Annotated in this window: 24 protein-coding genes; 16 read left to right on the forward strand and 8 right to left on the reverse strand. The window is 38.3% G+C overall.

All coding sequences use genetic code 11. The annotated features are described in order from the left end of the window. Positions 1 to 31: 31 nt before the first annotated feature. The 3 genes from porL to porN are packed head-to-tail and all read left to right on the forward strand — an operon-like array spanning position 32 to position 3,331. Positions 32 to 838: a type IX secretion system motor protein PorL/GldL gene (porL, locus tag OC25_RS02600; RefSeq protein WP_039471353.1), complete on the forward strand. Its 807-nt coding sequence runs from the start codon at positions 32 to 34 to the stop codon at positions 836 to 838. A gap of 41 nt (positions 839 to 879) precedes the next feature. Continuing rightward, on the forward strand, positions 880 to 2,412 hold the full coding sequence (gene porM, locus OC25_RS02605; protein WP_039471355.1) for a type IX secretion system motor protein PorM/GldM: 1,533 nt from the start codon (positions 880 to 882) through the stop codon (positions 2,410 to 2,412). 7 nt (positions 2,413 to 2,419) lie between these two features. After that, complete coding sequence (porN, locus tag OC25_RS02610) at positions 2,420 to 3,331, forward strand: type IX secretion system ring subunit PorN/GldN (protein ID WP_039471357.1); 912 nt, start codon at positions 2,420 to 2,422, stop codon at positions 3,329 to 3,331. A 208-nt stretch (positions 3,332 to 3,539) separates the two neighbouring features. Here porN and OC25_RS02615 read toward each other — a convergent pair whose 3' ends face one another. The 5 genes from OC25_RS02615 to porW all read right to left on the reverse strand — a co-directional run bounded on the left by OC25_RS02615 (position 3,540) and on the right by porW (position 12,711). Next, complete coding sequence (locus OC25_RS02615; protein ID WP_039471359.1) at positions 3,540 to 4,910, reverse strand: DNA/RNA non-specific endonuclease; 1,371 nt, start codon at positions 4,908 to 4,910, stop codon at positions 3,540 to 3,542. Between the two features lie 36 nt (positions 4,911 to 4,946). Further along, a complete protein-coding gene (locus tag OC25_RS02620; protein WP_039471362.1) occupies positions 4,947 to 5,345 on the reverse strand; it encodes a nuclease A inhibitor family protein in 399 nt (132 codons plus the stop codon). 121 nt (positions 5,346 to 5,466) lie between these two features. Continuing rightward, positions 5,467 to 7,269: an excinuclease ABC subunit UvrC gene (uvrC, locus tag OC25_RS02625; protein ID WP_039471363.1), complete on the reverse strand. Its 1,803-nt coding sequence runs from the start codon at positions 7,267 to 7,269 to the stop codon at positions 5,467 to 5,469. A gap of 198 nt (positions 7,270 to 7,467) precedes the next feature. Further along, positions 7,468 to 9,687: a transglycosylase domain-containing protein gene (locus OC25_RS02630; protein WP_039471366.1), complete on the reverse strand. Its 2,220-nt coding sequence runs from the start codon at positions 9,685 to 9,687 to the stop codon at positions 7,468 to 7,470. Between the two features lie 258 nt (positions 9,688 to 9,945). Beyond that, positions 9,946 to 12,711: a type IX secretion system periplasmic lipoprotein PorW/SprE gene (gene porW / locus OC25_RS02635; RefSeq protein ID WP_039471368.1), complete on the reverse strand. Its 2,766-nt coding sequence runs from the start codon at positions 12,709 to 12,711 to the stop codon at positions 9,946 to 9,948. A 196-nt stretch (positions 12,712 to 12,907) separates the two neighbouring features. On the opposite strand from porW, the gene OC25_RS02640 reads away from it, so the two are divergent. The 10 genes from OC25_RS02640 to atpG all read left to right on the forward strand — a co-directional run bounded on the left by OC25_RS02640 (position 12,908) and on the right by atpG (position 20,953). Beyond that, positions 12,908 to 13,222, forward strand: a complete 315-nt coding sequence (locus OC25_RS02640) for a hypothetical protein (RefSeq protein ID WP_039471369.1) — start codon at positions 12,908 to 12,910, stop codon at positions 13,220 to 13,222. A 45-nt stretch (positions 13,223 to 13,267) separates the two neighbouring features. Continuing rightward, a complete protein-coding gene (locus tag OC25_RS02645) occupies positions 13,268 to 13,885 on the forward strand; it encodes a hypothetical protein (protein WP_039471370.1) in 618 nt (205 codons plus the stop codon). Between the two features lies 1 nt (position 13,886). Beyond that, on the forward strand, positions 13,887 to 14,774 hold the full coding sequence (locus tag OC25_RS02650; protein ID WP_039471372.1) for an HTTM domain-containing protein: 888 nt from the start codon (positions 13,887 to 13,889) through the stop codon (positions 14,772 to 14,774). Positions 14,775 to 14,779: 5 nt separating this feature from the next. After that, the gene (locus OC25_RS02655; protein ID WP_039471374.1) at positions 14,780 to 15,004 is read left to right on the forward strand and encodes an AtpZ/AtpI family protein; all 225 of its coding nucleotides are present in this window, start codon (positions 14,780 to 14,782) and stop codon (positions 15,002 to 15,004) included. A 693-nt stretch (positions 15,005 to 15,697) separates the two neighbouring features. Next, a complete protein-coding gene (gene atpB, locus OC25_RS02665; protein WP_039471378.1) occupies positions 15,698 to 16,825 on the forward strand; it encodes a F0F1 ATP synthase subunit A in 1,128 nt (375 codons plus the stop codon). A 42-nt stretch (positions 16,826 to 16,867) separates the two neighbouring features. Continuing rightward, the gene (gene atpE / locus OC25_RS02670; protein WP_025144011.1) at positions 16,868 to 17,080 is read left to right on the forward strand and encodes an ATP synthase F0 subunit C; all 213 of its coding nucleotides are present in this window, start codon (positions 16,868 to 16,870) and stop codon (positions 17,078 to 17,080) included. 87 nt (positions 17,081 to 17,167) lie between these two features. After that, positions 17,168 to 17,662, forward strand: a complete 495-nt coding sequence (locus tag OC25_RS02675) for a F0F1 ATP synthase subunit B (protein ID WP_039471384.1) — start codon at positions 17,168 to 17,170, stop codon at positions 17,660 to 17,662. 61 nt (positions 17,663 to 17,723) lie between these two features. Further along, positions 17,724 to 18,263: an ATP synthase F1 subunit delta gene (gene atpH / locus OC25_RS02680; RefSeq protein ID WP_039471386.1), complete on the forward strand. Its 540-nt coding sequence runs from the start codon at positions 17,724 to 17,726 to the stop codon at positions 18,261 to 18,263. 138 nt (positions 18,264 to 18,401) lie between these two features. Further along, positions 18,402 to 19,976, forward strand: coding sequence for a F0F1 ATP synthase subunit alpha (gene atpA / locus OC25_RS02685; protein ID WP_039471388.1), 1,575 nt, complete (start codon positions 18,402 to 18,404; stop codon positions 19,974 to 19,976). A gap of 83 nt (positions 19,977 to 20,059) precedes the next feature. After that, positions 20,060 to 20,953 (forward strand): ATP synthase F1 subunit gamma, encoded by an 894-nt coding sequence (gene atpG, locus OC25_RS02690; protein ID WP_039471390.1) that lies wholly within the window; start codon positions 20,060 to 20,062, stop codon positions 20,951 to 20,953. A gap of 311 nt (positions 20,954 to 21,264) precedes the next feature. On the opposite strand, the gene OC25_RS28510 is transcribed toward atpG, so the two are convergent. Both OC25_RS28510 and OC25_RS28415 read right to left on the reverse strand, forming a co-directional pair. Then, a complete protein-coding gene (locus OC25_RS28510; protein ID WP_082018495.1) occupies positions 21,265 to 21,783 on the reverse strand; it encodes a PKD domain-containing protein in 519 nt (172 codons plus the stop codon). After that, the gene (locus tag OC25_RS28415) at positions 21,774 to 21,896 is read right to left on the reverse strand and encodes a hypothetical protein (protein WP_280740755.1); all 123 of its coding nucleotides are present in this window, start codon (positions 21,894 to 21,896) and stop codon (positions 21,774 to 21,776) included. The genes OC25_RS28510 and OC25_RS28415 overlap by 10 nt, the downstream gene beginning before the upstream one ends. 197 nt (positions 21,897 to 22,093) lie before the next feature. Here OC25_RS28415 and OC25_RS02695 point away from each other — a divergent pair, with 197 nt between their 5' ends. The 3 genes from OC25_RS02695 to OC25_RS02705 all read left to right on the forward strand — a co-directional run bounded on the left by OC25_RS02695 (position 22,094) and on the right by OC25_RS02705 (position 24,324). Next, positions 22,094 to 22,858, forward strand: coding sequence for a 5'-nucleotidase, lipoprotein e(P4) family (locus tag OC25_RS02695; protein ID WP_039471392.1), 765 nt, complete (start codon positions 22,094 to 22,096; stop codon positions 22,856 to 22,858). A 58-nt stretch (positions 22,859 to 22,916) separates the two neighbouring features. Then, a complete protein-coding gene (locus OC25_RS02700) occupies positions 22,917 to 23,135 on the forward strand; it encodes a hypothetical protein (RefSeq protein WP_039471394.1) in 219 nt (72 codons plus the stop codon). A gap of 298 nt (positions 23,136 to 23,433) precedes the next feature. Further along, positions 23,434 to 24,324 (forward strand): DUF4349 domain-containing protein, encoded by an 891-nt coding sequence (locus tag OC25_RS02705; protein WP_245221868.1) that lies wholly within the window; start codon positions 23,434 to 23,436, stop codon positions 24,322 to 24,324. Between the two features lie 185 nt (positions 24,325 to 24,509). On the opposite strand, the gene ruvC is transcribed toward OC25_RS02705, so the two are convergent. Further along, positions 24,510 to 25,106 (reverse strand): crossover junction endodeoxyribonuclease RuvC, encoded by a 597-nt coding sequence (ruvC, locus tag OC25_RS02710; RefSeq protein WP_052265920.1) that lies wholly within the window; start codon positions 25,104 to 25,106, stop codon positions 24,510 to 24,512. Positions 25,107 to 25,133: the final 27 nt, after the last annotated feature.

Genomic DNA, 25,133 nt, shown 5'->3' on the forward strand with positions numbered 1-25,133 from the left:
ACTAAAAACTAAAGAAAAACATCAAAATTTTATGGCAGCAAAAAAACAACCAGGCTGGTTGAATCCGGCAATTTCATTTGGAGCTAGTATTGTAATTATTGGAGCGTTATGTAAAATTCTACACGTTGGTGGGATTTTCGGGAGCTATGCAATTGGAATTGGATTAGGTGTTGAAGCAATTCTGTTTGCTTTGACCGGTTTTTTTCCACCAGAACCAGAACCAGCATGGGAAAGAGTTTATCCGGAATTAAGAGCCGATTTTGCTGGCGAATTACCAAAAGCTTCTGCAAGACCGGTAGCCGCAGTAGGATCATCGAACACTGCTGCTTTAGATAAAATGTTATCAGATGCTAAAATTGGTCCTGAATTGATTGAAAGCTTAGGTACAGGTTTACGTACGTTTGGTGATAAAGTAGCAACCATTTCAAATGTTGCAGATGCTTCTACTGCTACTAATGAGTTTACAGGTAAAGTTAAAACGGCATCAGCCGGATTTGATAGCTTAAGTGCCTCTTTCGAAAAAGCTACTGCGAATTTGAAAGCAATGGGCGAAAGCAATGTTGATTCACAAGCGTACCACGATCAGGTAAACAACCTGGCTAAAAACTTATCGGCATTAAATGCTGTTTACGAACTGGAATTACAGGATTCGAGCGCGCATTTAAAATCGATGAATAAATTCTATTCAAACCTATCATTAACCATGCAGAACTTTAACGAATCGATGGAAGATTCGAAACAGTTTAAAGAAGAGGTGAACAAGTTGGCTAAAAACTTATCATCACTTAATGCAATTTATGGCAATATGTTATCGGCTATGAACAGCCCACGTGTATAATTTGTTTAGTTTTTAATTTTTAAAGAAAAGCTACATCAAACATGGCAGGCGGAAAAGAAACAACAAGGCAGCGGATGATCAATATCATGTATTTGGTATTGTTGGCCATGCTCGCCTTAAACGTATCAGATACTGTTTTAGATGCATTCAAAAATATCAATGATAGTTTGGATACCTCTAAAAATAATGTGAATACAAGCATTAATCAGTTATTTGCTGCTTTCGAAAATTCGAAACTAAAAGAGGAACCAGCTCGTGCACAACCTATTTATGAAAAAGCAAGGCAAGCAAGAGTGGCTGCTGACGAATTAGATAATTATATAGAAAGCCTTAAGAAAGAATTTACCAAACAAGGTGACGGACTTAATCCGGAAACTGGTGATCTTGTAAATAGAGATAATCTTGATATTGCACAGCATATCATGATCAACCAAAAAGAAGGAGACAAATTAAAGGCAAAGATTAATGCTACCCGCGAAAAATTAATCTCTTTATTAGATCCTGCAGACAGAGCTAGTGTTGCTTTCTCTTTGGAAGCTAAAGATCCTGAAAGAAAAAGAAAAGGCAACTGGCAGGAAACTTATTTCGGTGAAGGTACGCCACTAACCGCTGCAATGACAGTTTTAACCAAATTGCAGGCAGATACTAAAAATGCTGAAGCAGAAGTGGTGAAAAAGTTATTCGGTAACATGGATAAAGCACAGGTAAACCTTGATCAGTTCGCAGCAGTTGCAGTAGCGCCTACTTCTTACGTAATTCAAGGTCAACCTTATACTGCCGAAGTATTTTTAACTGCAAGCGATTCGAGATCAACTCCTGATATTACGGTAAACGGAAATAAACTTTCGATCAAAGATGGTAAAGGAACTTATACCGGCGGAACAGGTAGTGTTGGTCAGTTTACTTGGGTAGGAACCATTCGCGTTCGTCAAACCGATGGTACCGTAAAAGAATACAAAACACAACCACAATCTTATCAGGTGGCAAAACCATCTGCATCGGTTGCATCAACCAAATTGAATGTAATTTATGCAGGTATCCCGAATCCATTTACGGTTTCGGCAGCAGGTTTTCCATTAGAGAGTATTAAAGCCTCTATTTCTGGTGGATCAATGTCTGGTAGCAACGGAAATTATAATGTAAATGTACCAGGTAGCCTTGTGGGTTCAGAGGTGTCTGTTAATGTATCAGCTAACAACGCTGGCAAAACAGTGAGCTTAGGCTCACAAAAATTCAGGGTTAAAGGTATTCCAACCCCTGTTGCTAAAGTTGGTGGCCGTGCTGGTGGCGATGTGGCCTCAGTACAGTTAAAAAGCGAAACCGAAATTGAAGCCGATTTGGATGATTTCCCTTTCGATGTTAAGTTTAAGATACAGCGTTATAAAGTAACCATTATTAAACCACGTTCGGATGCGGTTACAATTGCCGCTAGTGGTGGCAGTTTTGCTGGTGCCGTAAAAGGTGCTATTAATTCGGTTACTCCTGGTACAAGAGTATTTTTTGAAGATATTGTTTCTATAGGTCCCGATGGCCGTCAGAAGATTTTACCTTCATTAGCATTTAGTGTTAAATAAGAAGAAGATGAAAAGGATTTTAAGTATTGCTGTTTTAGTGTTGTTAACTGCCTTTGCTTTTGCACAGAAAAAGCCGACTAAGTTAGCACCCAAAAAGCCTGCACCTGTTGCGGCTGCTCCTGTAGTAGATACGGTGAAAGCTCCGGTTAAAACAGTGAAGAAAAAACTTAAGGTACCACCAAAAGATGGTTTCTATGCCCGTAAGGATATTGACAGTACCGAAATGGTGCCTTTGGCTGATGTGAGGGAAGAAGATGTGTTTTACGCAAAACGGATCTGGAGAGAAATTGATTTGCGTGATACGGTTAACTCACCTTTAAGATCGCCAAAATCAAGATTAATTGATGTATTGGTATCTGCCATTAAAACCGGCGAATTAACCGCTTATTCGCCAATTGATAGTGCTTTGAATGAGGATGATGCGTTTAATAATCCAATGACGCCTGATTCAGCCGCAAAATCGGCTTTAGGAACAGCTGAGGTTTCGAACAATAAAACAGGTACGGTTACCACTGTAGTGAATGATTTTAACCCGGATTTGTTTTTAAAATTCAGAATCAAAGAAGACTGGATTTTTGATACCAAGCGTTCTATTTTCGAACCACGTATTGTAGGTATAGCACCTTTAAAATTTAATGAGGTTTCTAAACAATGGCAGCCTGTATTCTGGGTATATTACACAGAAGCAAGAGAGCTTTTAACCAAAAAACGTTTAATTAACACCAATAACGATGCTTCTAACTTAAGTTTCGACGATTTCTTTATCCGTCGTTTATTTAGCAGCTACATTGTTAAAGAATCGAATCCTGGTGATAACAAAATCAGAGATATCATTACTGATCCAAGAGAAAGACTTTACGAATCTGAAAGGATTAAAAAATCTGTTCTGGATTACGAACAAGGTCTTTGGGAATACTAAGCATACAAAAGGCTCCGATGAAAATCGGAGCCTTTTTTCTTATCGTCACCTGTTCTTTCCCCTTGCCGTCTTGCTGATCCGATAGCTATCGGATTTATTTCAGCATCTCATGATTAGACCTGAATCATCAATAATTTACCAACCTGGCCTATAACAAGAAGAGCGATAACCCACATAGGTTACCGCTCTTCTTGGTAAATTAAACCTATTACTGGTTATCCGTAACGGCCTCAATTACATTTTGTACTGCTACCGGTACATTAGATAAAATATCGTAACCTGTTGCAGATTCTACTGCATTAACTGTGGTGCGGTAAGTTTTCCAGTTGGTATTTAAACCATTTGTATTGGGCAAGTTTACCGCAATTACCCTGGTAGATGAAGTTACACGGCTTAAATCGTTATTTCCATTAGGCAGTACAACAATTACTTTCCAGGTATTAGAAGGAACATTTACACGGCCATTATCAATGGTATAGGTAATGCCACCATTACTTCCGGTACCACCCGAACCGTAAGAACCACAAATCACATAAACTTCGTTGCCGGCGGTTACTAATGAGCGGGTGTAATTTTCAAGATCAGCCCATGGTCCTTGGTTATTGTTGGGTGCCTGTGGCATCATATTGCTCATTAAGAAGGTAGAAGAATTGGCGGCAACAGAAGCGGTTCTGTCAGCCGACGGGCAATTGTGGCCACGATCAAAACCTGAACCAGAGTAGCTGCTGCTCGATACCTGGTACCAGCCTGAAGGCAATGTACTGTCTGATCTGAAATCATCCTGGCGTGGCGTAGAACCTAAATCGGCCGAACCAATATGCCAGCTTACCCAATTTGGTGTACCTCTGGTTTTGCTGTAAGAACTGCTGTAGTAAGTACGCTCCATCAGGTAATTTTCCGGATAAGTAATACTGGCAACAGCATTGCTTGGATTACCCATTAAAAGGTGGCTGTCATCTCCTGGTGTAGTTGGTGGGGTAGTTGTTCCGTCACCAGTAGAAATGCTGAAATCATCGATGTTAATGCGGGCGGTGCCACCACTGATTTTGCGGATCTGAAAACGCACATTTCCGGAAATAGCAGTGTTAAAGGTAGCGGTCGTTAAGCTTGTAGAACTACTGGTAATGGTGCTACCCGATTGTTGCCAGCTCGAACCACCATTAGTAGAGTACCAGAGTTGCCAGGTACTGTTCGCATCGGTGCCATATTTGGCGTGAGCGATGGTTACTATGTCGGCTCCGTTTACATCAAAATTCATACTCAGAATACCCGTGTTGCGGATCCGCACCGATTGGCTGCCATTTTTGGCATCTGCAGCAAGGTTTCCAATCAGCGCATCGTTAAGGCTCCAGCTTCCGCTGCTTAAAGTTACCGAGGCCGTAGCATAACTTCCTTTGGTTCCTGATTCAAAGGTTTCTGGAAAACCTGCTGTAACGGCCTGCGTACCAGCAACAGCTGCTTTAGTGTTTAATTTTTGCTCAAAAACGCTGGTTTCGGGCGTCAGCTGATTTTCTTTTTTACAGGCAGCGAGGCCCAGGCATAGCATTGCCATTAAGCTTAATTTTTTTAATGCTTTCATGTGTAATTTGGAATTATTTAGTGGATGGGATTAATTTTAAGTCTCTACAGCAAAAGTTTCGATCGCTAAGCAGCTACCATCAGGTAGGTAACCAGTAATAATTATTGGAACCTTGCTACTGCCTTCTACACGTGTAACCTGTATATTGGATAGATTTTGCCTGATGAAATTGTGTAGCTCCGTTATTTTGCGTGCATTTTCTACCATTGGCGTATCAGCAGCATCTACCTTCGAGGTAATGTGGTTAAAAAAGGCAGTGTGATCTACTTGTTTTAAATCAGATAGGGCAGATTGGTAGCGGGATGCTATTTCTTGCTGTAATGCGGCAGGAGGGATTTTGCCCCAGTCAGCCACTTTAAAAGGGCTCTCCGATTCGCTAAAATACATTACGCCTACCAGAAGTTTGGTAATTGTGGTTAGGATGTTGTTACTCATAAACAGGGATGCAGGTTTGCTAACCCTAAATTATGGAGAAAATATTGAAGCTTTACACCGTTCAGATTAATTTAGTGTTAATCTTTTTACGTGCTTGTCTGTTATGGTTTACGTGTTGAATTTAGGTCTCTTTAAAGTGAGCCAGTAAGGTTTGCACCTGTTTTTTGTTTAGTACTTCTGCAAGTTGTTGCTCCGTGGCTTCTTTAATCTTTTTTACCGATTTAAAATGAGTGAGTAATTTATCGGCAGTGGTTTTGCCAATACCTTCAATTTGTTCCAGTTCGGTTTTGAGCGTGCCCTGGTCGCGTTTTTTACGGTGGAAGGTAATCCCAAATCTATGGGCTTCATCACGCAGTTGCTGGATTACTTTTAAGGTTTCCGATTTTTTATCCAGGTAGAGTGGAAATGAATCGCCCGGATAGAATAATTCTTCCAGACGTTTGGCAATACCAATTACTGTTACCCGTTTTTCTATACCCAGTAGTTTTAAACTCTTCATAGCCGATGAAAGCTGGCCTTTACCGCCATCAATGATGATGAGTTGGGGCAAAGTCTGGTTTTCATCCAGCATGCGCCTGTAACGACGGAAAACGGCTTCCTCCATGGTGGCAAAATCGTTGGGCCCTTCTACCGTTTTAACGTTAAAGTGCCTGTAATCTTTTTTCGATGGTTTGGCATCCTTAAATACCACAATTGCCGAAACCGGATATTTTCCCTGAAAATTGGAGTTATCGAAACATTCGATATGCTTGGGTAACTGCGTTAAACGCAGGTCCTTTTGCATGGTGGTTAAAATGCGGTCGGTACGTAAATCGGGGTTTAGCTTTTCGTACTGGTTTAACTTTTCCTTTTTAAAGAAGAGTACATTCTTTTGCGAAAGTTCTAAAAGCTTTTTCTTTTCGCCCAGTTTAGGTACGGTAAAACGCAGGCTTTCATCTTCCAGCGAAGGTTCAAACGGAACTATAATTTCTTTCGAAGTGCTGTTAAACTTGCTTCTGAAATCAAGCATGGCGAGAGTCATGATTTCGTCGTCGCTTTCATCCAGTTGCTTTTTAACCTCAATGGTTTGGGTCTGGATAATGGTACCGTTCATTACCTTCAGGTAATTGACAAAAGCATAGCGCTCGTCTGATGCAATGCTTACCACATCTACATTGGTGATAGCACTGTTAACTACGGTCGATTTGCTTTGGTATTTCTCTAAAACCTCTAATCTGCGGGCATATTGGTGCGCCAGCTCGAAATTTAAATCTTCGGCAGCCGATTTTATCGTCGATTTTACCTCACGGATTACGTTGCCGATCTTTCCATTGAGGATTTCCTTTATTTCTGCAATGTTTTTATCGTAATCGTTTTCAGTCTGGTATGCCTGGCAAGGTCCTTTGCAGTTGCCAATCTGATATTCAAGGCAAACTTTAAATTTCCCTTCAGCAATATTTTTATCGTTTAATGGCAGATTGCAGGTGCGTAAAGCATAGGTTTCCTTAATCAGGTCCAATATTGTATGCATCATACCTATTGAACCGTAGGGACCAAAATAGGTCGAACCGTCTTTAATTACCTTTCGGGTCCAGTAAATGCGGGGGTAGTGCTCATTTTTGACAATAATCCACGGATAGGTTTTATCATCTTTTAGATTGATGTTGAATTTGGGCTGGTGCTTTTTAATTAAGCTGTTTTCCAGCAACCAGGCATCAATTTCGGTATCAACAATGGTAAAGGTAATTTTTCTGATCTTCGAAACCAATACCCTGGTTTTGCCGTTAAACTGATTCTTATCGCTGTTAAAATAAGAGCCCACCCGGTTGCGCAGGTCTTTCGCCTTTCCAATGTACATTAACTTGCCATCGGCATCCCAATACTGGTACACACCCGGTTTATGCGGTATAGCGGTTAATGCTGTTTTATGGTCGAAACTGCTCATTAATTACAAAAATAAGATTCAAAAAGGGAAATCCTTATCTAAACGGATAATGATTTAATGTTGTTTAAAAGAATTTGGGCGTGCCCCTAAGCTGCGCAAAGGGTCAGGCTATCCGTTACAATCTTTTGTTACCCTCCGCTTCGCTTCAGGCAAAACAAAAGGATTTTCACTGCTATCCTTCACGCAATCGCAAGTGTATTAAAACCCTAACTTCTTATCCAGTTCTGTTGTACCTTCCTCTTGTTGCTGGTATTGATTACAATCGTAGGTAATCGATACCCCGCTTTTTGGTGCTTCAAAATCTGCCCGGCCAATCTTTAACGCCGGGTTGGCATATACCCGTTTAATAAAGCCGGCAAAAATAGGTAAAGCCGTATTCGCACCTTCACCCTGGTTGGTGCTGATAAAGTGGAAAGCACGGTCCTCGCAGCCAGTCCATATACCGGTTACCAGTTGTGGGGTAATGGCCATAAACCAACCATCAGAGTTATTTTGTGTGGTACCGGTTTTTGCACCAATTGGTGCATTTACACCATATTTATAACTTAATCGCGATCCTGTTCCGTTAGCAACAACACCTTTAAGCATTCTGGTCATTACATAGGCAACCTCTTCGCTCATAATTGGCTTTGGTATTTCTTTCTGAGAAAATAACACTACCCCATTTTTATCCTCTATTCTTAACAGGTAAATGGGTTTGGTATAAGTGCCTTTATTGGCGAAAGCGCCATAAGCACCAACCATGTTGTAAATAGACGAATCGAAAGTACCCAAACAAATTGAAGGAAATGCCGGAACATTCGGGATACCCATTTTAGTAGCTAGTGTTGATACCGCAACCGGGCCAACTTGTTTCATTAAGTAAGCCGTAACATAGTTTTGCGAATAAGCAAGCGCCTTTTGTAAGGTTATGCTGCCTTCTAAAGGTTTACCTGAGTTTCTTGGTGTCCATGGGTCGCCATAACCTTCTATAGTTACCGGAACGTTAGGTACAGTGTAACAAGGAGAATAACCATTTTCAATGGCTACCGCGTAAGTAAAAGGTTTAGCGGTTGAACCCACCTGACGGGTACCCATTTTAACCTGATCGTATTTAAAATGCTCGTAATTGATACCACCTACCCAGGCTTTAACGTGGCCGTTGGTTGGGTCCATGGTCATCATGGCATTACGCAATAGCATTTTGTAATAACGTACCGAGTCAATTGGTTTCATAACCGTGTCGATATTACCCTTCCAGGTAAAAATGGTCATTTCTGTTTTCGTGTTGAAATCCTGGGTAATCTCTTCGTCCGATTTTCCTTCCAGTTTTAAAGATTTGTACCTGTCTGACCGCTTTATGCCCTGTTCAATCTGCAATGCTTTATCTTTGAAAGGGTTACGGCCTTTCCAGCTGGCAATAAACTGTGCTTGCAAAATCTTCATGTATTCTTTTTGCGCTTCCTCCGCATATACCTGCATATCGTAATTCAATGTGGTATAAATTTTAAGTCCGTCGCGATCTAAATCATAAGGTGTACCATCAGGTTTGAGAATAGATTGTTCCTGGAAAATGGTTTTGATATCGTTTTTAAGCACGGTGCGGAAATAAGGTGCAATACCATCGTTTACGGTTGCAGCGTTGAAGTGCAGGTTTAAAGGTTTATCTTTTTGTTCTTCAAATTCCTGCTGGGTTAAAAGGTCAGATTTTACCATCATGGCCATTACCGTATTTCTGCGATCTCGCGAACGCTCAGGATGGCGGGTAGGAGAGTACATGGTAATCCCTTTTTGCATACCCACTAAAGTAGCAGCCTGCGTTAAGGTTAATTTATCGGGCGTAGTGTTAAAATAAACCCTTGCAGCCGATTTAATACCATAAGCCTGGTTACCAAAATCGACCGTATTTAAATACATGGTAATTATTTCTTCTTTGGTATAGTTGCGCTCGAGTTTAACGGCAACAATCCACTCTTTAAATTTGGTGAGCACCAGTGAGAAGAAATTCAGATTCGATTCGCGGGGGAAAAGATTTTTGGCCAACTGCTGGGTAATGGTACTGGCACCTTGTTTTTTGCCAATTAAATTGTAACCGATAATGCTAAAAGTACGCTTGAAATCGATACCTGAGTGATCTTTGAAACGGGTATCTTCAGTTGCGATTAAGCCATTAATTACGTTTTCAGAAATATCCTTATACGTAACGTTTGATCTGTTTTGCACAAAATAAGTTCCAATCGGGCGACCATCTTCGGCAATAATTTCTGATGCCTGGTTGCTTTTTGGGTGTTCAATATCCCTGAAAGAAGGCAAAGCGCCAAAAAGGCCAAAACCAATCATGGAGATGAAAATAGCAAAGAGGGCTATTCCACCTACCAATAATTTCCAGATCATTAAACTATATCTTCTTGTATCTTGTGCAGAAAGGGGTTTATTCATTTTGTGCTGTAATTTTCCAAAACCACCACAAAAGGAGGTTTGGATGCAAATTTATTAATTTTTTAGAGAACCAAATTTAAGCTTTGAAAGTTTGGCAATTCTAAGACCTAACACTAAGTGCATTTAAGCTTTTTTACCACCTAAGACATTTAAGCGCATATAAGCTTTGGTCTTTCAGCTTTAGTCTTTCAGCTTTTTTCACCACCTAAGATATTTAAGCGCATATAAGCTTTGGTCTTTCAGCTTTAGTCTTTTCGCTTACTTATAATTGTCTTTTAAAAACTCCAGGTATTCGTTAATACGCTGCCTGTCGGTTAGTTTTTCAAAATTTTCTTTACTGATGATAAAGCCTTTGTACAGGTTGGCCGGTACTTTCATAATGTTCTTTAACTGGCCAACAATGCTCGACTCATAAAGTTTCGCATCTTCCAAATCGATAAAACTGGTTACATAAATCAACTGATCGTTATCAAGCTCTACCAATTTATGTACCAAATCATTGTCGGGATAGTTACCCCGGTTAAACTGACCCAAACCAAAGCGCGATGAACTTAGGGTTAAAGTAGCATCGGCCACATCAATTACATAATAATATTCTTCTGATTTTGCTGCACTGAAAATGCTGGCAGGTTTGTTTACATCAGCAGGTTTAACCTCCTCAACTGGTTTGGCTACTTTAGGCTCAGCAGTTTTTACAGTTGCATTTTCGGTTACCAAAGGTTTATTTTCAACAGGAGCAGGGTTAGCCTGACTTACAAAACGTGGTGCATTTGGGTCGAAATCAATCAGCGCGACAGGTCTTTGCTTAAATTCTTCGAGGTTTGCTTCAATGTATTTCAGGTGGTCGCGCACCAATGGTGTAATAATTTTATCGTTAGGGTAAAGTGTGGTAATCAGGTTGAACTGCGTAAGTAAGGAATCTACTTTAGCAGTACGGCCAATTGCAATGGCTTTTAAATAAGCATACTGTGGCGCAAAATCATTTTCTGGAAATGCACTGATGTTATCGTTTACCTGTTTTACCACATTTGGATAATCTTTCTTCGCATAGGTGTCAAAAGCCGTATTGTAATTATTAATGGCTATGTTTTCCAGCTGACTTTGTTTAGCAGAATACGAGGGATCTAAAATGGTTTTCGCAAAATTAGATTCAGGAAATTTTTTCAGTACCAATTGTTTGTATTCTTCCGATTTTGCTTCGTCAACACCTTTGTAATTCAGGTATAAACTATAGTACATGGCAACCAGGTGGTTATTTTCCGGATATCTTTTCAGCAATTCCAGGTATATTTTATTGGCTTCTGCTTTGTCGCCCAGCTCCTGCTGGTAAAAGCTGGCAATTTCGAAATAGGCATCAATAATTTTTTGATTAGAGCTAGCAAGCAATTCGGGAGTGGTTGGCAGGCCATCCAGAAATTGTTTCTCCAATGAAGTCTGGTCTGTTGCTGTTGGGTTGTTAGTACCGTTTGCCGGTGTTATGCCGGTAGCTACATTTCCGCCTGCCAGCACCGAATTGGTTTCCTGTGCAGATGAACGCACACTCTGTCTCCAGTTATCTTCCAGCTGTCTGTTGCCCCAGCGTTTTTTAAAATCGCCAAAACCTGCACTTATAGCGGCGTTATTGCTGAAATAAAAAGTGCTACCGGCAGCAGTTTTGGGTGTATTTAAAGATTGATTCGGAAAATCGGGATCATTTAAGAACTGATTGTTGATAACCCCTCCAGTATTGGCAACTTCGACCTTTGGTGTTAAATAAGCTTTAACCTTCGCCTCGCGTTCGCCTGCAGGCAGTTTGGCAATAGCTTGCGCAGTATCTTCTTTGGCAATAAGTGTATAACGATCTGTTAAGTATTGCAAGTTATTTGCCTTTTTAACAATCGCATCGTAATCAGGAAAGTTTTTAGGTAAAATCATTACGGTACTATCGTAATAACGCTTTGCCTTAATGTAATCGTTAAATTCTTTAAAGTTTAAATCAGCAATTCTTAAATAGGATAATGCCTTTTGATTTTGGTTTCGGGTACTGGTTTGTACCGATTTGTTATAATATTCTGCTGCTTTTACAAAATTTCCTTCGGCAGAGAGTAACTCGCCTACCTGATAATAAATCTGATCGGTATAATCGGTGTTCTTATCGTCTTTTAATAAAGCTAAGAGTTGCTGCTCTTTATTTAGTTTCTCACCGCTTAATAATGCCTTTAATTTAATCCGGTTTAAATTGGCATGAAAATACATCTCGAAAGGAGCATTACTTTTCTCTACTTTAGTAAAGTTGGCGTAGGCATCCGTAATGTTTTTTTCTTTCTCTTGCAATTGGGCCAGGATAAACCGCCAGCGAATGCGTAGTTGTTTTTCTTCTGCACGTTCAATAGCCGATTCGAGAAAAAGGATAGCCTCTTTGTTCCGTTTTTGGTAAATGCGCATCTGTGCCGCTGTGGCCAATGGCTCGGCAATATCTTTCTTCAGCTCATCGCAGGCACGAAGCATCGTATCAATTATTTTATCGGCCAGTACCATGTTGTTCAGCTGCATCTGGCTACGGGCTTTCCAGTTCATGGCCATGATAAAGGTTTTTAAATCGCTGCTGTAGGTTTTTGCAGTATAATCGAAATATTCTGCTGCAATAAAATAATTACCCTTTAAATAATTGGCCTTGCCCAAAAGCATGTAGGCATCATCGATATAGTTACTAAAACTTTTTTCGTTAATAATGGTCTGACTTTTGGTAATCACCTCATCCAATTGTTTATTGGCTACGCCAGCTGTGAGTACCAGATTTACCTGAGGCTCAGGATCGAGGTATACCGGGAGTATTTTTTCGTAGTTATCGGTATAACTTTGCAGTAAACTCTCGTTATATTCGGTTAATAAAACATTTGAGTTATAAATATAGTTATATCTTGCCGTCAGGTTCTGAAATCTTCGGTCAACGGCTGTATCCTTGTTTGCCACACAGCCATATATAAAAAGGAGGCTGAAAATGAAGAGGAGAGTATTTAAGTTTCTGCTAGCGTAATTTTTCAAGTATGGTAGATATCTTTAGTTCAACATATAAACAAATTGTAAGCCAAATTATTATCGGCTGTCAATTTTAATTATTCAAAGTTAATTGAAAATTATAAAGTAATAAATAAAAGATAATTATGAATATATTTTATTAAAACTAATTTTTTAGTATATTGCATTAATTAAACAATTTTTACTTATTAAAAACTAAATTATGAAAAAACAAATTTTGTTCGCAACTCTTGGTGTATGTTCATTAATGTTCTTTGCTTTCAGACCAGTAAGTAAGGTGGCTATTTTGAAAAATGGAAATACAAGTGTTTCAAAAATGAAGATTTCGCCAGAAGATTTGAAGAAAATTCAAGCTCTCGATTCCAAAGGAGTAGAATCTTACATCTCATTTAAACAAACTTCAGCATGGGATGTTTTGACTACGGAATTTTGGGTGATTAGTGATAATTCTTCTGTTGATAAAAGTGCTTTAAAAACAAAAAAGGCATTAGACGCAATTATTAACGAATACAAATAGTAGACAATTTAATTGGTTAGGGTGGTTACATCCTAACCTTTTTTTATGTTTTTTATAAATACTCTCAACACTAAAAGCAAGCAAAATCTATTTTTGTCTTTTGCTTTATTTCACTTTTTAGTGATAATATTGATAAGTATATCAACTACAATCAATAGTTGGTATCAATTGTATCATGAAAATTCTAAACAGAATAAGGAGCCAAGGGCTATAAAAACTTTAAATTCAATATCTCGATCTTTTCTAATTAGTAATTACACTTTTTTTACAGGTCTTGACACAGGCTATGGTTTTTTTGCTCCGAATGTAGCAAGTGTTTGTCAGATTCAATTTATCGTTAAGAATGAATCGAATAAAATAATTGATATATTGTATATGCCTGAGTTTTCTAATGTAGAAAGTATATCAAGATATGCAACATTAATGGGGAAATTTCAAGAACGACTTAAGCAATATAATGTAAAAGAGAAAAGTAATTATCTATTATATTTAGATGTTGTTGTTAAGTCCATGTCTAAGCAAATATTAAAAAAATACCCGCCTAAATCTAAAATGGATGTTATACTTTTTTTACCAAAATATCCGACATTAAAGCAATTTAATCAAGGAGTTGTAACTCCTTCTTACATTCCAATTGATTCATATAAAGTTAATTATAGGTAGAATGCTTGTAAAACTTCGCCGCTATTTCTTCGATAGAAGAGAGGAGGATATGCTATTTCTTTTGTTTTTCAGAGTATCAGTCAGTCTTTTTCTTTTGATTCATTTTTTTTCTTTGGGAAAAGACTTTAACTATTTCTACTCTAACGATGGATTAATTCCGTTAAGAGTGCAAAATGTATACAATGAATCTTTTTCACTCCCTAAATTATTAGATTATCTCTACAAAGAATTTGATTTAAATGTCGAAAAAGTTCTTTTAAGCTTCAAGGTATGTTATTCTTTTTTATGTTTAGCATTGTTTTTTGGTTTTTTTTCAAGGTTATCTTCATTCTTTCTTATAATCCTTCATTTATTATTAGTTCGAGGAACACCCTTTTATTCTTATGGTGTCGACTACTTTTCTAGCATTGCTCTTTTTTATTGTCTTATTTTTCCTTTAGACCAATATTCTTCCTTAAGAAATCTTATTTTAAAAAATAATTTTAGTGTTAATCCAACTCCCTTTAGAAGGTTGTTGCAATTACATCTGGGAATAATGTATTTTTTTTCGGGATTCGGTAAACTATTAGGATTTAATTGGTGGAATGGGGAGTCAATCTGGAAAGCTATACATCTACCTTATTTTAATTACAATTATGCTGGGAGTTTCGATTATTTGTCTAAATACCCAATAATCTTTGTTTTGCTAGGCTGGGGGACAATATTGATAGAACTTCTTTATCCGATTTTTATGAATTTTAAAAGAACAAGATTATTTTGGTTGTTACTGGTCGTTTCATTACATGTTGGAATAGCATTCATACTTAATCTATACTTTTTTTCAGCGATAATGATCATAATAAATGTTGCTGGTTTTGGTAATTTTAGAATGGAAAATCAAAAACCATAATAATAATGGAAAATCCGAAAGAGGAAGATACAAAGAAAAAGGTAAATACTGCCGCAAAATATTCGGCCATCGGCTTCCAGATGATTGCTACCATTGGTCTTTTAACTTTTATTGGTTACAAAATCGATGAACACAGACATAGCAAAACCAATTTAATTACTGCAGCTTTTGCTTTGGCAGGGGTGGGAATCGCACTTTATCAGGCCATCAGGCAGGTTACCAGGGGTTAATTTTCAGTTGACAATTTACAGTTTTCAGTTGACAGCTTTCAATTAACCGATTCACCAATTTAAACAGTTAACCGAAATTGCTATATGGCTTTATTGTTAGATTGTTGGGCTTGATACCAGTAGAAATGAAACAATTTAACAATCCAGCAATGTCCGCGCAGCACTTCACTTAACCGATTAACCAATTCAAACAGTTAACCAATTAAACAATAATTCCCCAACACACTACTTACTTGATACTAAAAACCTTATCTTTGCCGGAGTTTTAATCTGCTAAGAAATTATTCCATTGACTCTGGCCAAATTTACAAGTATCTATTTCATCTTCGTAGGCTTATTGATAGGCGTTGTTGCCGTTTTACCCTTACTATTTCCTAATACCCAACTTTTTATCCCTAATTTTTGGGTGATGTTCGGCTTTTTGGCTGGTATTACCTATATCGCCTATATGCTGGTTGATATCGGGATAAAACGCGACCCTGAGGTAGGTATTATGGCTATTATGGGATCGATAGGGGTGAAGATGATTTTTTGTATGGCTTTTGTCTTGATTTACAGTATAAAAGCTAAGGGAATTGGGTCAGTATTTCTGCTTAATTTTTTTTCTTTATATTTATTGTTTACGGCCTTTGAAATTTACTGTTTGTTACGTAACTTGCGCCACCAAAATTTAAAGTAAAAAACTGCCAATAAATGGATTGTAACCGAGTTTTTGTGTCTAAAGTTAAAAGGCTAACTATTGTTTTTACGCTTTTAATCGCGTTTTTATCTATCAAAATTGATACTTTCGCTCAAGTTGATAGCGCTGTTGTACCTGTTGATAGTGTTGTTGCCGAATCTGCTCATGCAGCTTCGGGTGAGCATGGAGCAGAAGCTGGACATGGCAAAGAAAAATTCGAGCCAACCAAAGTAATTATGGAACACATTGCGGATTCGCACATGTGGCACCTGTGGGGGCATACTTCACTACCTCTTCCTGTAATTTTATATACACCAGCTGGATTAGAAGTTTTCTCTTCTGCGCACTTTCATCATGGTGAAGAAGATTATAAAGGAACTTATAATACTTACCGTTTGGTAGAAGATCATGTTAAAGTGATTGGTGCAAATGGTCAGGTTGATGAAGCTACTTCAGTTTTAGATTTTTCAATCACTAAAAACGTTGCTGCGATGTTCGTAGCAATCCTGGTGATATTAATCGTTTTCATTTCGGTAGCTGGTGCCTACAAAAAACGTGTAGGTAAAGCGCCTAAGGGTTTACAATCTTTAATCGAGCCAATTATTGTTTTCGTTAGAGATGATATTGCTAAACCAAACATCGGTCATAAATACAATAAATTTATGCCTTATTTGTTAACCGTGTTTTTCTTTATCTGGTTTAACAACTTATTAGGTTTAGTTCCAATTTTCCCGGGAGGTGCAAACGTAACGGGTAACATTGCATTAACTTTCGTAATGGCTTTGGGTACTTTGATCATTGTAAATATCAATGGTAACAAATATTATTGGAAGCATATTCTTTTACCTGACGTTCCTTTCTGGTTGTGGCCTTTAATGGTTGTGGTGGAGGTTATTGGTATTATTTCTAAGCCTTTCGCTTTAATGGTACGTTTGTTTGCGAATATCACTGCAGGTCACATTATCGTATTAAGCTTAATCTCGTTAATCTTTATTTTCGAAACATTGGCTATCGCTCCGGTTTCAGTTGCATTCGTATTGTTTATGGATGTGTTGGAATTGCTGGTAGCATTTTTACAGGCCTTTATTTTTACATTACTTACTGCCTTGTTTATTGGTATGGCAGTAGAAGAACATCATTAATAGAAAACTATTTTTTACAAATTAATATAAATTAAATTAGTTATGGTAGGTTCAATCGCGGCAATCGGTGCCGGTTTAGCAGTAATCGGTGCAGGTATCGGTATCGGTCAAGTAGGTGGTAAAGCAATGGAAGGTATTGCTCGTCAACCAGAAGCTGCATCAAAAATTCAGACTGCAATGATTATCGCTGCTGCCCTTATCGAGGGTGCTGCTTTATTCGGTGTGGTAGTTGCATTATTAGGCTTAAACGGTTAATAATCACTGAAAGAATTAGGTAGGGTATTTAACGATTGGTTATTTACCCTGCCTTATTAAAAAGATTGTTTTTAAAAATTAGATAAAATGGAATTAGTAACCCCAAGCATAGGATTGGTTTTTTGGACATCGATAGCATTCATCTGTTTATTGATTATACTTAGAAAGTTTGCATGGAAACCTATTTTAGGTGCTATCCACGAACGTGAGCAAAGCATTGATGAGGCTTTAAACAAAGCTGAATTGGCTAAACAGGAAATGGCCCGTTTAACCAGCCAGAACCAGGATTTAATGCAACAGGCACGTGCTGAGCGCGACGAAATTTTGAAGGAAGCTAAAACCTTAAAAGATAGTATCCTAAACGAAGCTAAAAAACAAGCTCAGGTTGAAGGTGCAAAATTGATCGAGAAAGCTAAAATCGAAATCGAAAACCAAAAGAAAGCAGCTTTAGCTGAAGTTAAAGATCAGGTTTCTACTTTATCATTAGAAATTGCTGAACGCGTTTTACGTACACAATTAGATGATAAAACCAAACAGGAAGCATTAGTTGCTAACTTGTTAAAAGACGTTGAATTAAACTAAGAGTATTGCGTAAAGCGGTAGGCGGAGTAAACGCCAAACGCTAAACGCCAACCCAAAAGATATGTCAGAAATTAAAGTTGCAAGCAGATACGCCAAATCACTAATAGACCTTGCCATTGAAAACAATGCACTGCAGGATGCCTATAACGATATGGTTTTATTTGAAAAAGTGGTTGATGAAACCCCTGAGCTGGAAGCGATATTAAAGAACCCGATTGTACCTTTAGATAAAAAGACCGGAATTTTAAATGGTATTTTTGCTGATAAGGTAGGTAAGTTAACAACTACTTTTTTCAAAACAGTGGTTAACAAAGGTCGTTCGGCTATTTTATTTGCTACTGCAAAACAGTTTGTGCAACAATACAATCAGATTAAAGGTATCGTTACTGCTGATGTTACTTCTGCTACCGCTTTAAGCGCTGCAGCTAAGGAAGAGGTTGTTGCCATTGTGAAAAAGGAATTAGGCGCTAATGAAGTTATTGTAAACGAAAAAGTTGATCAAAAACTAATTGGTGGTTTTATATTAAAAGTAGGCGATAAGCAATTTGATGCAAGTATTGCCAGCGGTTTAAATAAACTTAAAAAAGAATTTGCGCAATAGCGCATGGCGATAAGCGTATAGCAGGAAACGCCGTACGCCAAACGCCGAACAAAAAACATTGCGATAAGCGGATGGCGATAAATGCCAGGCGCCATGCGCTAAGCACTAAACATTTATAAAAAGATATAAAGTAAAATTATGGTAGAGGTAAGACCAGACGAAGTATCGGCAATTATCAGACAGCAATTGGCGGGCTTCAAATCAGAAACCGAACTGGAAGAAGTTGGTACCGTGTTGCAAGTAGGCGACGGTATTGCCCGCGTTTACGGTTTAACTAAAGTTCAATCAGGAGAGTTGGTTGAATTTGCAAACGGACTTCAGGGTATCGTATTAAACCTGGAAGAAGATAACGTTGGTGTGGTACTTTTAGGTGCTTCTGACGAGATCAAAGAAGGTGATACCATTAAACGTACCAAAAAAATTGCCTCTATTAAAGTTGGTGAAGGTATGCTTGGCCGTGTAGTTAACACTTTAGGAGAGTCTTTAGATGGTAAAGGTCCGATTTTAGGTGAAACTTACGAAATGCCTTTAGAGCGTAAAGCACCGGGTGTAATTTACCGTCAGCCGGTAAACGAGCCTTTACAAACTGGTATTAAAGCAATCGATGCGATGATTCCAATCGGTCGTGGTCAGCGTGAGTTGGTTATCGGCGACCGTCAGATTGGTAAAACTGCCGTTTGTATCGATACCATTATCAACCAAAAAGAATTTTATGAAGCAGGTCAGCCTGTGTTCTGTATCTATGTAGCTATCGGTCAGAAAAACTCTACTGTAGCTAACATTGTACGTACATTAGAAGAGAACGGTGCTTTACCATACACAGTTGTTGTTGCTGCTTCGGCTGCAGATCCTGCTCCAATGCAGTTCTATGCTCCGTTTGCAGGTGCTGCAATTGGCGAGTTTTTCCGTGATACAGGTAGACCAGCTTTAATTGTTTATGATGATTTATCTAAACAAGCTGTGGCTTACCGTGAAGTATCTTTATTACTTCGTCGTCCACCGGGCCGTGAGGCTTATCCAGGTGACGTTTTCTACCTACACAGTCGTTTATTAGAAAGAGCTGCGAAAATCAACGCTAACGATGATATCGCTAAAAACATGAACGATTTACCTGAGTCGATTAAACATATCGTTAAAGGTGGAGGTTCGTTAACAGCACTTCCAATTATCGAAACTCAGGCAGGTGACGTTTCTGCTTATATCCCAACTAACGTAATTTCGATTACTGATGGTCAGATCTTCTTAGAGTCGAACTTGTTCAACTCAGGTATCCGTCCGGCGATTAACGTAGGTATCTCTGTATCACGTGTGGGTGGTAACGCGCAAATCAAATCGATGAAAAAAGTAGCAGGTACTTTAAAGTTAGATCAGGCTCAATACCGCGAGTTAGAGGCTTTCTCTAAATTCGGTTCTGACTTAGATGCTGCAACTAAATCGGTATTAGATAAAGGTGCACGTAACGTAGAAATGTTGAAACAAGCGCAATTCTCTCCATTTACTGTTGAGAAACAAGTTGCAATTGTTTACGCTGGTACTAAAAACTTAATGCGTAACGTTCCCGTTAACAAGGTAAAAGAATTTGAAACTGAATTCTTAACTCAGCTGGAATTGCGTCATGCAGAAACTTTAGCGGCTTTAAAAGCTGGTAAATTTGATGACAGCATTACTGGTGTTTTAGATACAGTAGCAAAAGAAATTTCAAGTAAATACTAATTAGATACAAGTAGTGAGTATCAGGTATCAAGATAGATTTTCCTAACTTGATACTTGGTACTTGATACTTCGATACTTAAAGAATGGCTAATTTAAAAGAAGTAAGAAACCGGATTGCATCGGTACAATCAACACAGCAAATCACCAAAGCTATGAAAATGGTTTCGGCGGCTAAGTTGAAACGTGCTACCAACGCAATTATCGCTTTACGTCCTTATGCAACTAAACTGAAAGAGATTTTAGGTAATCTTTCGGCCAGTTTAGAAGGCTCTTCATCACCTTTTATCCAGGAGCGTGAGCCCAATAAGGTTTTAATTGTTACTGTATCATCAAACCGTGGTTTGGCTGGCGCTTTTAACATGAACGTAATTAAAGCGGCCAATAATTTAATTGCTGAGAAGTATAGCGAACAGTTGAAAAACGGTAATGTAAGCATTATTTCTATCGGTAAGAAAACGCAGGATTTTTACGAGAAACGCAAATACAACGTTATCGGTAACAATAACGAAATATTTTCGGACTTAACTTTCGAAAATGTAACTAAAATTACCGATGCAATTATGGCTGGCTTTGTTAAAGGCGAGTTTGATAAAGTGGAGGTGGTGTATAACCGTTTCAGAAATGCAGCTGTACAGTTTATTACTACAGAACAGTTATTACCTTTACCTAAAACTGAACCTGTAACTGAAACAAAAGCAGATAAGAAAACAACCAATGTTGATTATATCTTAGAGCCTTCGCAAGAAGAAATTGTTGAGCAGTTAATCCCTAAATCGATTAAAATCCAGTTGTACAAAGCCGTATTAGATTCGCACGCGTCTGAGCATGGTGCACGTATGACCTCAATGGATAAAGCAACTGAGAACGCAGGTGAGCTATTGAAAGCATTAAAACTTTCGTACAACCAGGCGCGTCAGGCAGCAATTACAACTGAGTTGACTGAGATTGTAAGTGGTGCAGCAGCATTAGAAGGATAACATTAAGTTTGGAGTTCGGAGTCCTTAGTTTGGAGTCTGAATAACAAAACATATTAAAACCCATTTCTTAATTGGAATGGGTTTTTTTGTGCTTTATATTTTCTAAATCCAGAATTATTATACTTTTTGTATTATTAAATGGAATGAAAAGGGTAGAAATAAGCTCCCTGTTACATTTATTAAAGTATAACCGGGTGCAAGGGCACTGTTGGTCTCAGAAGGCGATAAGGGAAGTTTTTGGATGTTTAAACGCACTATATGAATGAAGCCCATCTCAGTTAAGAAATGAGCTTCGTGCTTTCTACTGGTTGTTATAAATTTTCGAGTGTAGAACTAATACCCGATTCACCATGTGCGCCAAGTTGAATTTTAGTATTGTTGTCTACTGAGAGTATGTTATGCATTGAATCTTTTTGCCAAAACATTTCATCAAAACGAAATGCTTTTCCTTTCGCAATGCCGCTAATGTTTGTAACCTGCAATAAATCTCCCGTTGCCTGTAATTTAACATAAATAGTATCCGAGAGTCCGTTTGGTTTTAATACTGATTTTACGGTATTAACAGGTAGGTTTACATAAGAATTCAGATCTAAATCGAAGGAACTGTTATTTTTGATTTGGTAACTAATATCTCCTGGAAGTACTCTGATTTTAGTCTTGCTTGTCTTGTTGTAAACAGTTAGACTTACTTCAAAAATACCTGAAGTTTTGTACCGATGCTCAGTTTTACTCCCTTTAGTTTCCGTAGTTCCATCACCATAGTTCCAGACATAATTATTGCCTGCAGTTGAATCTTTTGCATTCAGTTCAATTGACTGTGTTAGATACAGTGATTTTTTTTAACATTAAAATCGGTTGTACTAATTTCTGCAATGGTTTGTTTCTTGCACGCAGCAAAGAAAAACAGGGCAATAGCTAGCCCCAATAAGCTTTTAAATTTCATAATGTAGTGATTTTATTTGTGTGTGCTCAAAACTAAGAAATTTTATAACTAAAAATTTAATTCATTAAAAATATTCGAATAATTAGTCGGCTTGGTCGGTTGATTTGTACTTCGACGTATTTAATTTACCTTTCAATGTGCAAGCTTAAACAGCTTAATTATGGACTTTTAATATCTTTGTAACCTAATATCAGGTTATGAAAAAATACATTCTCATTATGCTCTCGCTCGTTCCGTTTTTTACTCAGGCGCAGAATCCGGCAAGAGATTATACCAATGCAGTACTTTGGCAACAAACCTCGGGCGAATACCGCGCTTTATGCTTTCAGGCCTACAACTTTGCCCGTTTATCGTTAAAGGAGGCAGTATGGGCTGATACGAGTAGAAAACCCAATTGTGTAATTGTAGATATTGATGAAACTGTGCTGGATAACTCAGCTTTTCAGGGGCACGAAATTAAGAAAGGACTAAGTTACAATCCTGCAGACTGGACCACCTGGACCAATTTAGTACAGGCTGACACCGTTCCGGGGGCACTTGCTTTTCTTAAGTTTGCAGCAAGCAAAAACATTGAAACCTTTTACCTCAGCAACCGCGATGAAAAGGACTATACTGCAACCTTAAAAAACCTGCAGAAATTTGGTTTCCCTTATGCGGATGATGCACACTTGCTGGTTTCGAAAGGCACATCGAATAAAGAACCTCGCCGGCAAAAAATAGCCGAAACGCATAACATTTTAATGCTTTGTGGCGATAATCTGAGTGATTTTTCGAATATTTTTTATCGTGAAAATAAAAATACAAACGAGCAGGTAAACTTAAATCAGGCACTTTTCGGGGTGAAATTTATTGTATTGCCCAACCCCATGTATGGCGATTGGGAAAAGCCTTTGTATCAGGGTGAAAAGCTATCTGATCAGGATAAGGCAAAGCAACGTTTAGAACGATTAAAAAGTTACTAAGTTTCTGTAATTATTCAGCAATAAGTATTACTTTTGCAGCAACATAAAAATAAACATTATGGAGAACAATAAATTAAAGCACAATACAGAAAGTATGCAAACGGCTAACCAGCCAGGAATTTATAAATTGATGGTTTTTGGTGTACTGATATGCATTGTGGGTACTTACGCACGTTTCGCTTACGATTCATGGCAAGTATCTTTAGCATCGTGGATCGTTTTGTTTATCGGTGCAATTATCGCCATTAAAGGTGTATTCAAAATTTTAGACGCATAACATATTTTCTCTCTATAATAAAGCCTGTCTTGTTCACTCATGACAGGCTTTTTTTGTTTTTGTGCTTTTCAAAAAAAATATTTTTTTAGCCTAATTGATGCTTCAAAGCACTCAACTGGGATAATTAATGGCTGTAAAGCTCAACTCCAAGCTCTCAACTCCCAACTGCTATGGGTTACCTTAAACCAATTTTAGTATAAAGGGAAAACGCGGTACAAAAAATAAAAAGATACCGCGACTTCAATGGCCAGCGAAGATAATATCACACAAATGATTAACCCCTTAGAACCACTAAATCATGAAAAGGATTATTATTGCTATGGCCGTAGCCGCATGTCTGTTCGGCTGCCAGAACGCTGAAAAAAAATATGGCTCAGTAGCCTCAACTGAGGAAATCAGTGCAACTGATAGTACCACCAGTACAGTTGCCCCCAAAATTATTAAAACTGCCGATATGCGCTTCCGCGTTAAGGATGTGCAAAATACCAAAGAGAAATTAAGCCAGACCATTAAAGCGCAGGGAGGCACTGTAGCCGAGTTTTCTATCCAAAGTGTAATACAGGAAAGCCAGAAAGTTAAACAATCTATCGATTCGCTTAAAGAAATTACCTCTTACCGTACAGAAGGCTATCTCGTGGCTAAAGTGCCATCAGAAAGGCTCGATGATTTTACCAACGCCATTGCTAAAATGGCGGTATTTGTCGATAACCAATCCATGAAAATGGACGACCAGAGCATTAACTACCTGTCCAATAAACTCAAAGCCAACAATAGGGTAGAAGCCGTTGAGCGGATTAATAAAATGGCAACAAAGAAAAGTCCGAATGTAGAAACCTCGCTTTTGATCAAAGATGATTATGTTGACCGGAAAATCGAAAACCTGCTGATTGATAACCGCGTAAAGTATAGCACCATTACGCTAAATTTTTATCAGGATAATACCGTTAAAACCATGATTGTGGCCAATGATAATGTGTACGATTACAAACCAGGCTTTGCCGATCGCTTTTGGTTAGGCCTTGTAAACGGCTGGACCATTTTTAAAGAAATTATCCTTGCACTTTCTAACCTTTGGATGTTGATACTGGTTGGTGTAGGTGTATTTTTTGTAGCAAGATATCTCATCAGAAAAAATAAACTGGCAACTGATCTGGCTACCCGGAATTTGATTGATCGGGCAATGCAATAAGTGATATTTATAAATCGCTCCATGGTTCGTGTCCGCACGAACCATTTTTTTATTTCCTGAAAAGTATTTAAAAAAAGGGAGACCCTGAAATACCCGTCTGACCGGCGGGGCAGAAATCCGATAGCTATCGGAACAGGATGACGATTGTTTTCCCTAATGGTTTGTGCCTACACAGACCATTTAAACTACCCCTTAAGTTTACCTGTAGCCTTTTTTACCCCTGTAACCTTACTTTTATTATCACTCACAAAAGATTCCCAGCCTGAGTAGGTTTTAGATTTGCCGCCAGTTGTAATTTTTTGGAACGAATGGCAAACCGCAACAGCCAGTCCATCAGTGGCATCTAAAAATTCGGGTGTTTCTTTAAAGTTTAGTAACCTTTGCAACATTGCTGCAACCTGTTCTTTAGTGGCATTTCCGCTACCTGTAATGGATTGTTTGATCTTTCTGGGCGAATATTCAGTTACAGAAATATTTCTGGATAAGGCAGCAGCAATAGCGGTTCCCTGTGCACGTCCTAATTTTAACAGTACCTGAATATTTTTGCCATAAAAAGGGGCTTCAATGGCCAGTACATCAGGTTTATACTGATCAAGTAAAACAACGGTTTTTTCGAAAATGCGCTGAAGTTTAAGAAAAGGATCATCGAGATGGGTCATTTTTACAATCCCCATACTAATCAACTCTGTTTTATTTCCCTTTTCTAAAATCACACCGTAACCCATCACCGCAGTGCCCGGGTCGATGCCCATAATAACCCGTTCCTTTTTTTCGTTCAACATTACAGCAATATTAAGCATATTTGCAAT

Origin of the sequence: Pedobacter kyungheensis, assembly GCF_000812965.1 — a bacterium.
Lineage (GTDB): Bacteria > Bacteroidota > Bacteroidia > Sphingobacteriales > Sphingobacteriaceae > Pedobacter > Pedobacter kyungheensis.

What these genes read in the sequence shown, in the direction of transcription:
- OC25_RS02705 (WP_245221868.1), top strand. Translation starts at nt 23,434, where the DNA reads ATGAAAAGGATTATTATTGCTATGGCCGTAGCCGCATGTCTGTTCGGC.
- atpG (WP_039471390.1), top strand. Translation starts at nt 20,060, where the DNA reads ATGGCTAATTTAAAAGAAGTAAGAAACCGGATTGCATCGGTACAATCA.
- ruvC (WP_052265920.1), bottom strand. Translation starts at nt 25,106, where the DNA reads ATGTTGAACGAAAAAAAGGAACGGGTTATTATGGGCATCGACCCGGGC.
- OC25_RS02640 (WP_039471369.1), top strand. Translation starts at nt 12,908, where the DNA reads ATGAAAAAACAAATTTTGTTCGCAACTCTTGGTGTATGTTCATTAATG.
- OC25_RS02620 (WP_039471362.1), bottom strand. Translation starts at nt 5,345, where the DNA reads ATGAGTAACAACATCCTAACCACAATTACCAAACTTCTGGTAGGCGTA.
- porM (WP_039471355.1), top strand. Translation starts at nt 880, where the DNA reads ATGGCAGGCGGAAAAGAAACAACAAGGCAGCGGATGATCAATATCATG.
- porL (WP_039471353.1), top strand. Translation starts at nt 32, where the DNA reads ATGGCAGCAAAAAAACAACCAGGCTGGTTGAATCCGGCAATTTCATTT.
- OC25_RS02645 (WP_039471370.1), top strand. Translation starts at nt 13,268, where the DNA reads ATGTTTTTTATAAATACTCTCAACACTAAAAGCAAGCAAAATCTATTT.
- atpE (WP_025144011.1), top strand. Translation starts at nt 16,868, where the DNA reads ATGGTAGGTTCAATCGCGGCAATCGGTGCCGGTTTAGCAGTAATCGGT.
- porN (WP_039471357.1), top strand. Translation starts at nt 2,420, where the DNA reads ATGAAAAGGATTTTAAGTATTGCTGTTTTAGTGTTGTTAACTGCCTTT.
- OC25_RS02700 (WP_039471394.1), top strand. Translation starts at nt 22,917, where the DNA reads ATGGAGAACAATAAATTAAAGCACAATACAGAAAGTATGCAAACGGCT.
- OC25_RS02615 (WP_039471359.1), bottom strand. Translation starts at nt 4,910, where the DNA reads ATGAAAGCATTAAAAAAATTAAGCTTAATGGCAATGCTATGCCTGGGC.
- atpA (WP_039471388.1), top strand. Translation starts at nt 18,402, where the DNA reads ATGGTAGAGGTAAGACCAGACGAAGTATCGGCAATTATCAGACAGCAA.
- OC25_RS02650 (WP_039471372.1), top strand. Translation starts at nt 13,887, where the DNA reads ATGCTTGTAAAACTTCGCCGCTATTTCTTCGATAGAAGAGAGGAGGAT.
- OC25_RS02695 (WP_039471392.1), top strand. Translation starts at nt 22,094, where the DNA reads ATGAAAAAATACATTCTCATTATGCTCTCGCTCGTTCCGTTTTTTACT.
- atpH (WP_039471386.1), top strand. Translation starts at nt 17,724, where the DNA reads ATGTCAGAAATTAAAGTTGCAAGCAGATACGCCAAATCACTAATAGAC.
- uvrC (WP_039471363.1), bottom strand. Translation starts at nt 7,269, where the DNA reads ATGAGCAGTTTCGACCATAAAACAGCATTAACCGCTATACCGCATAAA.
- OC25_RS02655 (WP_039471374.1), top strand. Translation starts at nt 14,780, where the DNA reads ATGGAAAATCCGAAAGAGGAAGATACAAAGAAAAAGGTAAATACTGCC.
- OC25_RS02630 (WP_039471366.1), bottom strand. Translation starts at nt 9,687, where the DNA reads ATGAATAAACCCCTTTCTGCACAAGATACAAGAAGATATAGTTTAATG.
- OC25_RS28415 (WP_280740755.1), bottom strand. Translation starts at nt 21,896, where the DNA reads ATGAAATTTAAAAGCTTATTGGGGCTAGCTATTGCCCTGTTTTTCTTT.
- OC25_RS02675 (WP_039471384.1), top strand. Translation starts at nt 17,168, where the DNA reads ATGGAATTAGTAACCCCAAGCATAGGATTGGTTTTTTGGACATCGATA.
- atpB (WP_039471378.1), top strand. Translation starts at nt 15,698, where the DNA reads ATGGATTGTAACCGAGTTTTTGTGTCTAAAGTTAAAAGGCTAACTATT.